General features: G+C 65.6%; 3 protein-coding genes and 1 CRISPR repeat array. All 3 genes read left to right on the top strand.

Annotation, left to right across the window (positions count from 1 at the left end; all coding sequences use genetic code 11):
- The first annotated feature begins 38 nt into the window (after nt 1-38).
- Nucleotides 39-13,064 carry a non-ribosomal peptide synthetase gene (locus C7A17_RS20105; RefSeq protein WP_106739684.1) on the top strand — a complete coding sequence of 4,342 codons (13,026 nt, stop codon included), beginning with the start codon at nt 39-41 and terminating at the stop codon, nt 13,062-13,064.
- Between the two features lie 345 nt (nt 13,065-13,409).
- Nucleotides 13,410-13,917: a CRISPR direct-repeat array (repeat unit 28 nt; unit sequence TTTCTGAGCTGCCTACACGGCAGTGAAG).
- A 265-nt stretch (nt 13,918-14,182) separates the two neighbouring features.
- Entirely contained in the window at nt 14,183-15,577 is a 1,395-nt protein-coding gene (locus tag C7A17_RS20110; protein ID WP_106739687.1) for an aspartate aminotransferase family protein, read from the top strand.
- A 439-nt stretch (nt 15,578-16,016) separates the two neighbouring features.
- A complete protein-coding gene (locus C7A17_RS20115; protein ID WP_106739689.1) occupies nt 16,017-16,259 on the top strand; it encodes an MbtH family protein in 243 nt (80 codons plus the stop codon).
- The last annotated feature ends 1 nt before the right edge of the window (nt 16,260 follow it).

Genomic DNA, 16,260 nt, shown 5'->3' on the forward strand with positions numbered 1-16,260 from the left:
CAACCGACCGCAAGCCTTGAATCGGCTCAGGTGAAGACATGATGGATGCATTCGAAACCCCTACCACTCTGGTTCAGGCCCTGCGCCGTCGTGCCGAACAGATGCCCGAGCGCCTGGCGCTGCGTTTTCTCGAGGCGGATGACGGTGAGGGCGTGCTGCTCAGCTACGCCGACCTCGACCGGCGTGCGCGCGCCATTGCTGCAGCCCTGCAGGCGCACGCCGAACTGGGTGACCGTGCGGTGCTGCTGTTCCCCAGTGGGCCGGACTATGTCGCGGCATTCTTCGGCTGCCTGTACGCCGGCGTGATCGCCGTGCCGGCCTACCCGCCGGAGTCGGCGCGCCGTCATCATCAGCAGCGTTTGCAGTCGATCATCGCCGATGCCGAGCCGAGCCTGATCCTGACCACTGCGGATCTGGGCGGGCCGCTGTTGCAGATGAGCGATCAGTTGTCTTCTTCCGGTGCCCCACACCTGCTCTGCGTCGATCAGCTCGACCTGGCCGGCGCTGACGCCTGGCGCGAGCCAGCGCTGCGTGGCGAGCACATCGCTTTTCTCCAGTACACCTCGGGCTCTACTGCATTGCCCAAGGGGGTGCAGGTCAGTCATGGCAATCTGGTCGCCAACGAGGTGCTGATCCGTCGAGGCTTCGGTATCGGCGACGATGACGTGATCGTCAGTTGGCTGCCGCTGTATCACGATATGGGTCTGATCGGTGGTCTGCTGCAACCGATTTTCAGCGGCATTCCCTGCGTGTTGATGTCGCCGCAGTATTTCCTCGCCAGGCCGCTGCGCTGGTTGGAGGCGGTCAGCCGTTATGGCGGCACCATCAGCGGTGGGCCGGACTTCGCCTACCGCCTGTGCAGCGAGCGGGTGGCCGAATCCGCGCTGGAGCGTCTCGACCTGAGCCGCTGGCGCGTAGCGTTCTCGGGTTCCGAGCCGATCCGCCAGGACAGCCTGGAGCACTTCGCCGGGAAGTTCGCCGCCAGCCGTTTCGACGCCTCCAGTTTCTTCGCCTGCTACGGCCTGGCCGAAGCGACGCTGTTCGTCACCGGAGGGCAGCGCGGGCAGGGGATCGCGGCTCTGCCGGTGGATGGCGAGGCACTGACGCGCAACCGCATCGCCGTGGGCGAGGACAGCGTGCTGATGTGCTGCGGCCGCAGCCAGCCGGAGCACGCGGTATCGATCGTCGACGCGGCCAGCGGCGAGACGCTGGGTGATGACCAGGTCGGTGAAATCTGGGCCGCAGGGCCGAGCATCGCCCGCGGCTACTGGCGCAACCCCGAGGCCACGGCAACGACCTTCGTCGAGCGCGAGGGCCGTACCTGGCTGCGCACCGGCGATCTGGGCTTTTTGCGCAGCGGCGAGCTGTACGTCACCGGTCGCCTGAAAGACATGCTCATCGTCCGTGGCCACAACCTCTACCCGCAGGACATCGAGCGTACCGTGGAGACCGAGGTCGCAGCGGTGCGCAAGGGGCGGGTCGCGGCGTTCGCGCTCAAGGTCGACGGCGAGGAGGGGATCGGCATCGCCGCCGAAATCGGTCGTGGCGTACAGAAGTCGGTACCGGCCCGCGAACTGATCGACTCGATTCGCCAGGCCGTGGCGGAGGCCTATCAGCAAGCACCGCAGGTCGTGGTGCTGCTCAACCCTGGCGCCTTGCCCAAGACCTCCAGTGGCAAGTTGCAGCGTTCGGCCTGTCGGTTGCGTCTGGAGGACGGCACGCTGGACAGCTACGCCGTTTTCCCTGGTGTCGATGCCAGCGAGCAAAGCGCTGGCGTGCCCCTGGATGACGAGTCGCTGGAGCGCATCGGTGCGATCTGGAAGGCTCAGCTGGGCGTGACGCAGGTTGCGCCGCGCGACCATTTCTTCCTGCTTGGCGGTAACTCCATCGCTGCTGCCCAGGTGGTTGCCCTGGTTCGCGAAAGCCTCGGTGCTGCCATCGAATTGCGCCAGCTGTTCGAGGCGCCGACCTTGCAGGCCTTCAGCGCCGCGGTGGCTCGTCAACTGGCCGAGGGTGCTCCGGTACAGTCGCCCATGGCGCACCTGCCGCGCGGTATCGATCTGCCGCAATCGGCGGCGCAGCGACGTCTCTGGCTGACCTGGCAGATCGATCCGCAGAGCGCCGCCTACAACATTCCCGGTGGCCTGCGCCTGCGCGGTGAACTGGATGAGGCGGCCCTGCGCGGCAGCTTTCAGCGTCTGCTCGAGCGTCACGAGTCGCTGCGCACGCGCTTCCTCGAGCGCGATGGTGTGGCGCTGCAGCGCATCGATGCCCAAGGGGAGCTCGCCTGGCAAACGATCGATCTCAGCGGGCTGCCCGAGGCTGAGCGTGCCGCCACTGCTGCCCGGCAGCGCGAGGCCGAGGCGCAGCAACCGTTCGACCTGGAGCAGGGGCCGCTGCTGCGGGTCAGCCTGGTGCGTCTGGATGAGCAGGAGCACCAGCTCTGGGTCACCCTGCATCACATCGTCGCCGATGGCTGGTCGCTGAACCTGCTGCTGGACGAGTTCTCGCGCCTGTACGCCGAGGCCTGCGGTGGCCAGCCGGCGAACCTGGCGCCGCTGACGCTGCACTACGCGGAGTTCGCCAGTTGGCAGCGGCAGTGGCTGGAGGCGGGCGAAGGGGCTCGCCAACTGGCCTACTGGCGCAACCAGCTGGGCAGCGAGGCGCCGGTGCTCGAGCTGAATACCGACCATCCGCGTCGGGCCAATCAGGCATCGCCGGCCGCACGCTACAGCCTGCGGCTCGACGATGCCCTGGCGCGCGCCATCCGCGACGCTGCGCTGGATCATGACGCCAGCGTATTCATGTGGCTACTGGCGGCATTCCAGGCGCTGCTGCACCGCCACAGCGGGCAGGGCGACATCCGCATCGGCGTGCCCAGTGCCAATCGCCAGCGCCTGGAAACCCAGGGGCTGGTCGGCTTCTTCATCAATACCCTGGTGCTGCGCGGGGCGCCGCAGGCGCGCCAGCCATTCGCCGCGCTGCTCGGTGAGGCACGCGAAGCGACCCTGGCGGCGCAGGCCAACCAGGATCTGCCGTTCGACCAGGTGCTCGAAGCCTGCGGTGAGGGTGGCCAGCTGTTCCAGGTGCTGTTCAACCATCAGCAGCGCGATCTGTCCGTATTGCGCCGGCTGCCCGGACTGCTTGCCGACGAGTTGCCCTGGCACAGCCGCGAAGCCAAGTTCGACCTGCAGTTGCAGAGCGAAGAAGATGCGCGTGGCCGCCTGACCCTCAACTTCGACTACGCCGCCGACCTGTTCGACGAAGCCAGCATCCAGCGCTTCGCCGGGCAATACCTGGAGCTGCTGCGCCAGGTGGTGGACGATCCTCAGCGTTGCCTGGGTGATGTCGCGCTGGTCGATGCCGGGCAGGCCATGCAGTTGCAGGCCTGGGGCAGCGCGCCCTGCGAGCCGGCGCGCGTCTGGTTGCCGGAGCTACTGGAGCGGCAACTGGCGTCATCCGCCGATTGCGTGGCCCTGGAGTGGGACGGCGGCAGCCTCGACTACGGCGAACTGCATGCGCGCGCCAACCGCCTGGCCCACTACCTGCGTGACAAGGGCGTCGGGCCCGACGTGCGCGTGGCGATCTGTGCCGAGCGTTCGCCGCAGTTGCTGATCGGCCTGCTGGCGATCATCAAGGCAGGCGGTGCCTATGTGCCGCTGGATCCGGACTATCCCGCCGAACGTCTGGCCTACATGCTGGCCGACAGCGGTGCCGAGCTGTTGCTGACCCAGAATCGACTGTTCGAGCGCCTGCCGGCCGTCGATGGCGTCACGTCGATCTGCCTGGACAACCTCCACCTCGATGGCTGGCCCAGTGCTGCTCCCGGCCTGCGCCTGCACGGCGACAACCTGGCCTACGTGATCTACACCTCCGGCTCCACCGGCCAGCCCAAGGGCGTCGGCAATACCCATGCGGCCCTGGCCGAACGCCTGCAATGGATGCAGGCGACCTACGCGCTTGGCCGCGACGACGTGCTGTTGCAGAAGGCGCCGGTGAGCTTCGACGTCTCCGTGTGGGAGTGCTTCTGGCCACTGATCAGCGGATGCCGGCTGGTGCTCGCGGCACCCGGCGAGCACCGCGATCCGGTACGTCTGGTCGAGCTGGTGCGGCAGTTCGGGGTGACCACGCTGCATTTCGTGCCGCCGCTGTTGCAACTGTTCATCGACGAACCCGGCGTGGCCGAATGCTCTAGCCTGCGCCGCCTGTTCTCCGGCGGTGAGGCATTGCCGGCAGCTCTGCGTAATCGCGTGCTGCAACGCTTGCCGGCAGTGGCCCTGCACAACCGTTATGGGCCGACCGAGACAGCGATCAACGTCACCCACTGGCACTGCCGGGAGCAGGATGGCGAGCGTTCGCCGATCGGCCGTCCGCTGGGCAACGTGATCTGCCGGGTGCTGGATGGCGAATTGAATCCGCTGCCGGTCGGTGTGCCCGGCGAGTTGTGCATCGGTGGCCTGGGGCTGGCCCGTGGTTACCTGGGGCGTCCCGGTCTGAGTGCCGAACGCTTCGTCGCCGACCCGTTCTCCGCCGATGGTGAACGCCTCTATCGCACCGGCGACCGGGCACGCTGGAACGCCGATGGCGTGCTGGAGTACCTGGGTCGCCTCGACCACCAGGTGAAGCTGCGCGGCTTCCGTATCGAGCCCGAGGAAATCCAGGCGCGTCTACTGGCCCAGCCGGGGGTGGCGCAGGCCGTGGTGCTGATCCGCGAGGGCGTGGCTGGCAGTCAGCTGGTGGGCTACTACACCAGCCCGACGGGCGCCGAGACGGAAGGCGAGCAGAATGCGCGCTTGCGCAGTGCCTTGCAGGGCGAATTGCCGGATTACATGGTGCCGGCGCAACTGATGCGCCTGGCACAGATGCCTGTGGGGCCCAGCGGCAAGCTCGACTTGCGGGCGCTGCCCGAGCCGGTGTGGCAGCAGCGTGAGCATGTCGAGCCACGCAGTGAACTGCAGCGCCGCATCGCTGCGATCTGGAGCGAGGTGCTCGGCTTGCCGCAGATCGGCCTGCGCGACGACTTCTTCGAACTCGGCGGCCACTCGTTGCTGGCCACCCAGATCGTCTCGCGCACCCGCCAGGCCTGCGACGTCGATCTGCCGCTACGCGTGCTGTTCGAGGCCAGTGAGCTGGAGGCGTTCGCCGAACGGGTGCGCCTGCTCCAGGCCAGCGGCCAGGGTGACAGCCAGGGCGCGATCCGTCGTATCGACCGCGAACGTCCGGTACCGCTGTCCTATTCGCAGCAACGCATGTGGTTCCTCTGGCAGTTGGAGCCGGACAGTCCGGCCTACAACGTCGGCGGTCTGGCGCGTTTGAGCGGGCCGCTGGACGTGGCGCGTTTCGAGGCCGCGCTACAGGTCCTGGTGCAGCGCCACGAGACCCTGCGCACCACCTTCCCCAGCGTCGACGGTGTACCGGTACAGCGCGTGCACGGCGACGGCGGGGTGCGCATGGACTGGCAGGACTTCTCCGCGCTGGATCGCGTCAACCGCCAGCAGCGCTTGCAGGCGCTCGCCGACAGCGAGGCGCACCGCCCCTTCGACCTGGAAAGCGGGCCGCTGCTGCGGGTGTGCCTGGTGAAGATGGCCGAGCGCGAACACTACCTGGTGCTGACCCTGCACCATATCGTCACCGAAGGCTGGGCGATGGACATCTTCGCCCGCGAACTGGGTGCGCTCTACGAAGCCTTCCTCGAGGAGCGCGATTCGCCACTGCAACCCTTGCCAGTGCAGTACCTGGACTACAGCGTATGGCAGCGTGAGTGGCTGGAGGCAGGTGAAGGCCAGCGTCAGCTCGACTACTGGAAGGCCAAGCTGGGCGATGAACATCCCCTGCTGGAATTGCCGAGCGACCGCCCACGCCCTCCGGTACAAAGCCATCAGGGCGATCTCTATCGCTTCGACCTCGACCCCGAGCTGGCCGAGCGGGTGCGTCGGTTCAACGCTGCACGCGGGCTGACCCTGTTCATGACCATGACCGCGACCCTGGCGACCCTGCTCTATCGCTACAGCGGCCAGAAGGATCTGCGCATCGGTGCACCGGTGGCGGGACGAATCCGCCCAGAGAGCGAAGGGCTGATCGGTGCCTTCCTCAACACCCAGGTGCTGCGTTGCCAGCTCGACGGGCAGATGCGTGTCGACGAACTGCTGGAGCAGGTGCGGCAGACCGTGATCGACGGCCAGTCGCATCAGGATCTGCCGTTCGACCACCTGGTGGAGGCTCTGCAACCGCCGCGCAGCGCGGCCTACAATCCGCTGTTCCAGGTGATGTGCAACGTGCAGCGCTGGGAGTTCCAGCAGACCCGGCAACTGGCCGGGATGACCGTCGAGTACATCGCCAACGATGCGCGGGCGACCAAGTTCGACCTCAACCTGGAGGTCACCGACCTCGACCAGCGCCTGGGCTGCTGCCTGACCTACAGCACCGATCTGTTCGATGAGCCGCGTATCGCGCGTATGGCCAGGCATTGGCAGAACCTGCTGGCGGCGATGGTCGATGAGCCACAGCGGCGTTTGGCCGACTTGCCGCTGCTGGATCGTGACGAGCAGCGTGGATTGCTTGCCAGCCTGGGCGGGGAGATCGGTGACGCGGGGTTGCAGAACACCATTCACGGTTTGTTCGCCGCCCGCGCAACCGCCACGCCGCAGGCACCGGCCCTGACCTTCGCCGGGCAGACGCTCAGCTATGCCGAGCTGGATCAGCGTGCCAACCGCCTGGCGCGCGTGCTGCGCCGCCAGGGTGTCGGCCCCGAAGTGCGAGTCGGCCTGGCCCTGGAGCGTTCGCTGGAGATGGTGGTCGGCCTGCTGGCGATCCTCAAGGCCGGCGGCGCCTATGTGCCGCTCGACCCCGAGTACCCGCTCGAACGCCTGCAATACATGATCGAGGACAGTGGTGTGCGTTTGCTGCTCAGCCACGCGCAGTTGCTGGAGGCACTCGGTGAACTGCCGGCCGGTGTCGCGCATTGGTGCCTGGAAGAGGACGCCCCGGCACTGGAGGAAGAGGACGCCACGCCACTGCCTGCTTTCAGCGGCCCGCAGCATCAGGCCTACCTGATCTATACCTCCGGCTCCACCGGCAAGCCCAAGGGCGTGGTGGTGTCCCACGGCGAAATCGCCATGCATTGCCAGGCGGTGATCGAGCGCTTCGGCATGCAGGCTTCCGACTGTGAGCTGCACTTCTATTCGATCAACTTCGACGCCGCCAGCGAACGCCTGCTGGCGCCGCTGCTGTGTGGCGCGCGCGTGGTGTTGCGCGCGCAGGGGCAGTGGGGCGCTGAAGACATCTGCGGACTGATCTGCGAGCAGGGCGTGACCGTGCTCGGCTTCACGCCGAGCTATGGCAGCCAGCTCGCCCAGTGGTTGCAGGGGCAGAACCGGCAACTGCCGGTACGTATGTGCATCACCGGCGGTGAGGCGCTGACCGCCGAACACCTGCAGCGAATTCGTCAGGCCTTCGCGCCTGCGCAGTTCTTCAATGCCTATGGGCCGACCGAGACGGTGGTGATGCCGCTGGCCTGTCTGGCTCCCGAGCAACTGCAGGAGGGCGCTGCCAGCGTGCCCATCGGCAGCGTGGTCGGTACGCGTGTCGCCTACATTCTCGATGCCGATCTGGCATTGCTGCCGCAGGGCGCGACTGGCGAGCTGTACGTCGGCGGTGCCGGCCTGGCGCGTGGCTATCACCAGCGCCCGGCGCTGACGGCCGAACGCTTCGTGCCCGATCCGTTCGGCACGGGGCGCCTGTATCGTACGGGTGACCTGGCGCGCCAGCACGACGATGGCCTGGTGGAATACGCCGGTCGCATCGACCATCAGGTGAAGATTCGTGGTTTCCGTATCGAACTGGGTGAGATTGAGGCGCGCCTGTTGGAACATCCCCAGGTTCGCGAGGCGGTGGTATTGGCGCTGGACAGCCCGAGCGGCAAGCAACTGGTGGGCTATGTCGCCAGCGCCGTGGCCGAGCTGGACGAGGCGGCCCAGAGCAAGCTGCGCGAGGCGCTGAAAGCGCATCTCAGGCAGCAACTGCCGGACTACATGGTACCGACTCTGCTGCTGCTGCTCGCCGAGCTGCCGCTGACCGCCAACGGCAAACTCGACCGCCACGCGCTGCCGGCACCCGACCCGGCTCAGGGGCGGCAGGCCTTCGTGGCACCACGCAGTCTGCTTGAGCAGCAACTGGCCGCAATCTGGCGCGAGGTGCTCAATGTCGAGCAGGTCGGGCTCGATGACAACTTCTTCGAGCTGGGTGGCGACTCGATCCTGTCCATCCAGGTGGTCAGCCGTGCGCGTCAGCTCGGCATCCACTTCAGCCCGCGCGACCTGTTCCAGCACCAGACCGTACAGAGCCTCGCCGGTGTGGCCCGCCACAGTCAGGCCAGCCAGGCGGAGCAAGGTGCGGTGCAGGGCGACAGTGCACTGACGCCGATCCAGCACTGGTTCTTCGACTTGCCGCTGCCACGCCGCGAGCACTGGAACCAGTCGTTGCTGCTGCAACCGCAGCAACGCCTCGATCCCGGCCTGCTGCGCCAGGCGCTGCAACGGCTGATCGAGCAGCATGATGCCCTGCGCCTGAGTTTCCGGCTCGGCGACGAGGGCTGGCAGGCAACCCATCGCCCGGTGCAGGACGAGGCGCTACTCTGGCATGAGCGGGTGCAGTCCTTCGACGATTGCGCCGAGCTGTTCGACAAGGCCCAGCGCAGTCTCGACCTCAAACAGGGGCCACTGCTGCGCGCTGTGCTTGTGGAAAGCGACTCGGCTGGCGAGCAGCGTCTGCTGCTGGCGATTCATCACTTGGTGGTGGACGGGGTGTCCTGGCGCATCCTGCTGGAAGATTTGCAGCAGGCCTACCGCCAGCTCGCAGTCGGCCAGCCGCTGGTACTGCCGGCCAAGACCAGCGCCTTGCGTGACTGGGCCGCACGCTTGCAGGCCTACGCCGGCAGCGAATCGCTGCGTGAGGAGCTGCTCTGGTGGCAGACCCAGCTCGGTAATGAACAGGGCGACTGGCCCTGTGATCATCCTCAGGGCGGCAACAGCGAGGCGCTGGCGGCAAGTGTCAGCCTGCGCCTCGATGCACAGCGTACCCGGCAATTGTTGCAACAGGCGCCGACGGCCTACCGCACCCAGGTCGGCGATCTGCTGCTGACAGCCCTGGCCCGCGTACTGTGTCGCTGGACGGGGCAACCCTCGGCGCTGGTACAACTGGAGGGCCACGGTCGCGAAGCGTTGTTCGACGACATCGATCTGACCCGCAGCGTCGGCTGGTTCACCAGTGCCTATCCGCTGCGCCTGACCCCGGCACAGGCACCGGGCGAATCGATCAAGGCGATCAAGGAGCAACTGCGTGCGGTGCCGCACAAGGGGCTCGGTCATGGCGTGTTGCGTCATCTGGCTGACCCTGCGCTACGCGAGGCGATGGCTGCGCTGCCGCAGGCCAGGATCACTTTCAACTACCTCGGCCAGTTCGACCAGAGCTTCACCGATGCCCTGTTCCAGCCGCTGGATCAGCCCACCGGGCCGATCCATGACCCGCAGGCGCCACTGCCCAACGAGTTGAGCGTCGACGGCCAGGTCTACGGCGGCGAACTGCTGCTGCGCTGGACGTACAGCCGCGAGCGTTATGACGAGAGCACGGTGAGTGCGCTGGCGCAGGCCTACCTCGACGAGTTGCAGGCGCTGATCGCGCATTGCCTGGAGGACGGCGCCGGAGGTCTGACTCCGTCCGACTTCCCGTTGGCGCAGCTCACCCAGGCGCAGCTGGACGCACTGCCGGTAGCCGCCAGCGAGATCGAGGATGTCTACCCGCTGACGCCGATGCAGGAAGGGCTGCTGCTGCACACCCTGCTGGAGCCGGGTACCGGTATCTACTACATGCAGGATCGCTACCGTATTAACAGCGAACTTGACCCCGAGCGTTTCGCTGCCGCCTGGCAGGCGGTGGTGGCGCGCCACGAGGCGCTGCGTGCGTCCTTCGTGTGGAACGCCGGCGAGACGATGCTGCAGGTGATCCACAAGCCGGGTCGGGTACGCATCGAGTTCCTCGACTGGAGCGCGTTGCCCGAGGCCGGTCACGAAGCGCGTCTGCAAAGCCTGCACACGCGTGAGCGCGAGGCCGGTTTCGCGCTGCTCGAGGAGCCGCCGTTCCACCTGCGTCTGATCCGCCTGGGCGCGGCGCGCTACTGGTTCATGATGAGCAATCATCACATCCTCATCGATGCCTGGTGCCGTGGCCTGCTGATGAACGACTTCTTCGAGGTCTACAGTGCCCTCGGTGAAGGACGCGCGGCCAACCTGGCGACGCCGCCACGCTACCGCGACTACATCGCCTGGCTGCAGCGTCAGGATCTGCAGCAGTCGCGGCACTGGTGGGGCGAGACGCTGCGTGGCTTCGAGCGGCCGACGCCGATCCCCAGTGATCGGCCGTTGCTGCGCGAGCATGCCGGCGACAGCGGCGGGATGATCGTCGGCGACCGCTATACGCGTCTGGATGCCGCCGAGGGTGCGCGTCTGCGCGAACTGGCGCAGCGCTACCAGCTCACCGTCAATACCTTCGCCCAGGCTGCGTGGGCGCTGACCCTGCGCCGATACAGCGGCGAGCGTGATGTGCTGTTCGGTGTCACCGTGGCCGGGCGACCGGTGGGCATGCCGGAGATGCAGCGTACCGTCGGCCTGTTCATCAACAGTATCCCGCTGCGTGTACGACTGCCGGCTGCCGGCGAGCGCTGCACGGTACGTGAATGGCTGAGCGGTTTGTTCGAACGCAACCTTGAGTTGCGTGAGCACGAGCACCTGCCGCTGGTGACGATCCAGGAGAGCAGCGAGTTGCCCAAGGGCCAGCCGCTGTTCGACAGCCTGTTCGTGTTCGAGAACGCGCCCGTGGAGGTTTCGGTGCTGGATCGCGCACAGAGCCTCAATGCCAGTTCCGATTCGGGGCGTACCCACACCAACTTCCCGCTGACCGTGATCTGCTACCCGGGCGATGATCTGGGCCTGCACCTATCCTATGACCAGCGCTATTTCGAGGCGTCGAGCATCGAATGCCTGCTGGGCGAGTTCAAGCGCCTGTTGCTGGCGCTGGCCGAAGGTTTCCATGGCGAAGTGTCGGAGCTGCCGCTGCTGGGCGAGGACGAGCGTCGTCTGCTGCTCGACGACTGCAACCGCAGCGAGCGGGTCTACCCGCTGGAGCAGGGCTATGTGCGGTTGTTCGAGGCTCAGGTGGCGGCGCATCCCGAGCGTATCGCCGCCAGTTGCCTGGAGCGTCAGTGGAGCTATGCCGAGCTGAACCGCAGGGCCAACCGTCTTGGCCATGCTTTGCTCGCTGCTGGAGTCGGCATCGACCAGCCGGTGGCACTGCTGGCCGAGCGCGGTCTCGACCTGCTGGGCATGATCGTCGGCAGCTTCAAGGCCGGTGCCGGCTACCTGCCGCTCGACCCCACTCATCCGACTTCACGCCTGACCCGTATCGTCGAGCTGAGTCGCACACCACTGCTGGTCTGCACCCTGGCCAGCCGTGAACAGGCACTGGCGCTGTTCGACGAGCTGGGCTGCGTGGGGCGTCCGCGCCTGCTGGTGTGGGACGACATCCAGCAGGGCGAGGCGCCCGAGCATGATCCGCAGGTGTACAGCGGGCCGCAGAACCTCGCCTACGTGATCTACACCTCAGGCTCCACCGGCCTGCCCAAGGGCGTGATGGTGGAGCAGGCGGGGATGCTCAACAACCAGCTGAGCAAGGTGCCCTACCTGGCGCTGGACGAGCATGACGTGATCGCCCAGACCGCTTCGCAGAGCTTCGATATTTCGGTCTGGCAGTTCCTCATCGCCCCGTTGTTCGGTGGCCGTGTGGTGATCGTGCCGAACGCCATCGCCCATGATCCGCAGGGCTTGCTGACGCATGTGCGCGAACAGGGCATCACGCTGCTGGAAAGCGTGCCGTCGCTGATTCAGGGCATGCTCGCCGAGGAGCCGCAGGCACTGGGTGGGCTGCGCTGGATGCTGCCCACCGGTGAGGCCATGGCGCCGGAGCTGGCGCGGCAGTGGCTCTCGCGCTATCCGCAGGTCGGCCTGGTCAATGCCTATGGCCCGGCGGAATGCTCCGATGACGTGGCCTTCTTCCGCGTCGACCTGGCTTCCACCCAGGGCATCTACCTGCCGATCGGCAGCCCCACCGATAACAACCGGCTGTATCTGCTCAGCCCCGACGATGCCTTCGAATTGGTGCCGCTGGGGGCGGTGGGTGAGCTGTGCGTGGCGGGCAGTGGGGTGGGCCGTGGCTATGTCGGCGACCCGCGGCGTACCGCGCAGGCTTTCGTGCCGCATCCGTTCGGCGCGCCGGGTGAGCGCCTGTACCGCACCGGCGACCTGGCGCGGCGACGCGGCGATGGCGTGCTGGAGTACGTCGGGCGCATCGATCACCAGGTGAAGATCCGTGGTTTCCGTATCGAACTGGGCGAGATCGAGGCGCGCCTGCACGAACGAGCTGATGTGCGCGAGGTGGCGGTTGCCGTTCAGGAAGGGCCGAGTGGCAGGTACCTGGTGGGGTATCTGGTGCCTGCCGATGCGCAGCGTTTCGCCGATGCCTCGCCAGCCAGTCTGGTGGTGGCGCAGGGCGAGTGGTTCGAAGCGATCAAGCAGCAACTGCGCAGCGAACTCCCTGACTACATGGTGCCGCTGCACTGGATGGTGCTGGAGCGGATGCCGCTCAACGCCAACGGCAAGCTCGACCGCAAGGTGCTGCCGGCCTTGGATATCGGTCAGGTGCAGAGCCAGGCCTTCCAGGCGCCCCGCAACGAACTGGAACAGACCCTGGCGCAGATCTGGGCCGAGGTGCTGAAGCTGGAGCGGGTCGGCGTGTTCGACAACTTCTTCGAACTGGGCGGGCATTCGCTGCTGGCCACGCAGATCGCCTCGCGGGTGCAGAAGGCTCTGCAGCGCAACGTGCCGCTGCGCGCGATGTTCGAGTGCAGCACGGTGGAGGAACTGGCGAGCTATATCGAGTCGCTGGAAAACAGCGCGATCAGCGAGCAGAAGGCCAGCCGCCTGAGCGACCTGATGGCGAGACTGGAGGAGTCGTAGTCGCAAGCCCCAGCGCCCATTCATGGGCGCTGGGGTTCTGCGATTCCCAGTAGGGTGCCCGGTGCGCACCGCCGGATTGGCGCCGCTTTGCTACTTACACGACAGCGCGGTAAGTCGGATCGGGACGCTGGCTACTCGTAGCGCCAGCGAACATTCCGCCGACCCATGTAGACGTTGGTACCCACTTTCGCAGGTACTTCGATAGATACCCACAACGGCGTACTGCTCCGCGAACGGATCGCCGCCCGGTACGCCCTACGAAAGCAGGCACGAAGCGAGCATCCCGACAACTGCTGCCTATACGGCAGTGAAGTGAACATCTTCAACGACGGTAACAGCCACCAATTTCTGAGCTGCCTACACGGCAGTGAAGGGATGGCTATGTTCTTGATGGCCACCATCAGTTTTCTGAGCTGCCTACACGGCAGTGAAGAACTCGTTCTGCTCGCGGAACGGCAGCGACGTTTTCTGAGCTGCCTACACGGCAGTGAAGTTAGCCAGGGGGCGGTAAGCGCTTACCTGAACTTTCTGAGCTGCCTACACGGCAGTGAAGTCGAACAGTTGCTGCAGAACAACGCTGAGCTGTTTCTGAGCTGCCTACACGGCAGTGAAGCCCAACGCTGGGCGCAAACCTGATCGGGTTCATTTCTGAGCTGCCTACACGGCAGTGAAGCCGTGCTCTTTTTGATAAGGTTGGCGCTGACTTTTCTGAGCTGCCTACACGGCAGTGAAGAATCACGAAGGTTTTCACTCAAGGGGCTGGATTTTCTGAGCTGCCTACACGGCAGTGAAGCGCCGCTTCCGGGTCAGCCGATGGCTTGGCGTTTTCTGAGCTGCCTACACGGCAGTGAAGTAGCCACTCTACTCGCCAACCCACTGATCTTGAAGGGGGGAAGGCTATATTCCGGATTTTCCCCCTTTTTCTATACGCCTACGTAAGTGCTTGATTTCATGGGCACCCTGTAAAGGCCCAGAAAAAAGGGTCGAAACACCACCCCAGGTATAAATCCGCTCAACCCTCCTGCGTTTTCATTGCAGTGCCAATCGAAATGCACCGTATGCGTTTCGGTCATCCGTCTGCCGTGGCTTGTGCCACATCACCGAGGGTTCGAGACATCATGAATGTCGCCGCCAGCGTTATCGAGCAACAACCGCTGCAAGAGGCCGAAGGGCTGTACGAGTTCACCGAGTCGCCGCTGCTGGAGCGACAGGCACGTCAGGAGTCCAATGCGCGCAGTTATCCACGGCGTATTCCGCTGGCGCTCAAGCGTGCCCGCGGTATCCATGTAGAGGATGTGGAAGGGCGTACCTTCATCGACTGCCTGGCCGGAGCCGGCACGCTGGCGCTGGGGCACAATCACCCGGTGGTGATCGAGGCGATCCGCCAGGTGCTGGTCGACGAGCTGCCGCTGCACACCCTGGATCTCACCACCCCGGTCAAGGATCGCTTCGTCCAGGATCTGTTCGCGGCCTTGCCGCAATCCTTTGCCAGGCAGGCGAAGATTCAGTTTTGCGGGCCTACCGGCACCGACGCGGTGGAAGCGGCGCTGAAACTGGCACGTATCGCTACCGGGCGTAGCACGGTGCTGGCCTTCCAGGGCGGCTACCACGGCATGAGTCAGGGGGCGCTGAGTCTGATGGGCAACCTCAAGGCCAAGACGCCGTTGGGCGCCTTGCTGGGTCATGGCGTGCAGTTCCTGCCGTACCCCTACGATTACCGTTGCCCGTTCGGACTGTCCGGCAAGGCCGGCGTGCAGGCCAATCTGCGCTATCTGGAAAACCTCCTGAGCGATCCGGAGAGCGGCGTGCAAGCGCCGGCCGCTGTGGTGGTCGAGGCGGTGCAGGGCGAGGGCGGGGTGATCCCCGCTGACCTGGAGTGGCTGCGCGGCCTGCGTGAAATTACCGCCAAGGCCGGAATCCCGTTGATCCTCGACGAGATCCAGAGCGGTTTCGCCCGCACCGGGCGCATGTTCGCCTTCGAACACGCCAGCATCGTGCCGGATGTGGTGGTGCTGTCCAAGGCCATCGGTGGCAGCCTGCCGCTGTCGGTGATGGTCTATCGCGACTGGCTGGACAAATGGCAGCCCGGCGCCCATGCCGGCACCTTCCGCGGCAACCAGATGGCCATGGCGGCCGGCTCGGCGGTGATGCGCTACCTGGATGAGCAGGATATGCCCAGCCATGCGGCGGCCATGGGCGAGCGCCTGGTCGGGCATCTGCGCGAGTTGCAACGGCAGTATCCGCAGCTTGGCGATATCCGTGGGCGAGGGCTGATGCTTGGCGTCGAAATCGTCGACCCCGATGGCGCGCCGGATGCGCTGGGCCATCCCCCTGCCGACGGGCAACTGGCCTCGCGCGTTCAGCGTGAATGCCTGCGCCGTGGCCTGATCCTTGAGCTGGGTGGCCGGCATGGCGCCGTGGTGCGCTTCCTGCCGCCGCTGATCATCACCGCCGAGCAGATCGACGAGGTAGCGGGGATCTTCAGTCGTGCGGTAAAGGCAGCGCTGGCTTGAGTTCCGTAGGGTGCGCCGTGCGCACGGGGTTCCTATGGAGGGTTGGTGGTGCGCACGGCACACCCTACAGGAGCTCCGGCGTACCGTACCCGGCCTAGTGCTGGCTGTTTATGGCAATTTACGAGCTGCCTAGACGGCAGTGAAGACCACGCTCTATGCCTGCGGCCGCGACTGGCATTTCTAAGCTGCCTACACGGCAGTGAAGTAGCCACTCTGCCCGCCAATCCTCTGATTCTAAAAGAAGGAACGGCGCTATTCGGGTTTTATCCCTTTTCTCCGCTCTCTCTGTAAACGATTGAATTTCAAAAGGCCATTCTGGCGCTTCGAAAAAGGGTCAAGGCAAGGCCATTCGCGAAGGTGATGCCGCAAGGGCTAATTTTCCCCGCTACCCAACCGTCTTGAAAGCGAACGCCCATACGGGCTCTTCACGGAGAAAAACATGAACTCGGTATTCGATCGCGACGACATCATCTTCCAGGTAGTGGTCAACCACGAGGAGCAATACTCGATCTGGCCTGACTACAAGGAAATCCCCAAGGGCTGGCGTGCCGCCGGCAAGAGCGGTTTCAAGAAGGAGTGCCTGGCCTACATCGAAGAGGTGTGGACCGACATGCGTCCCTTGAGCCTGCGCAAGAAAATGGATGAGATGGCTCGCGAGCGTGAAGGCGCGCTGGCGAACTGAG

It is taken from the genome of Pseudomonas mendocina (assembly GCF_003008615.1).
Classification (GTDB): Bacteria; Pseudomonadota; Gammaproteobacteria; order Pseudomonadales; family Pseudomonadaceae; genus Aquipseudomonas; species Aquipseudomonas mendocina_C.

Bases quoted from the DNA above. Each gene is read 5' to 3' on its own strand.
- C7A17_RS20105 (WP_106739684.1), top strand. From the start codon at position 39: ATGATGGATGCATTCGAAACCCCTACCACTCTGGTTCAGGCCCTGCGC.
- C7A17_RS20110 (WP_106739687.1), top strand. From the start codon at position 14,183: ATGAATGTCGCCGCCAGCGTTATCGAGCAACAACCGCTGCAAGAGGCC.
- C7A17_RS20115 (WP_106739689.1), top strand. From the start codon at position 16,017: ATGAACTCGGTATTCGATCGCGACGACATCATCTTCCAGGTAGTGGTC.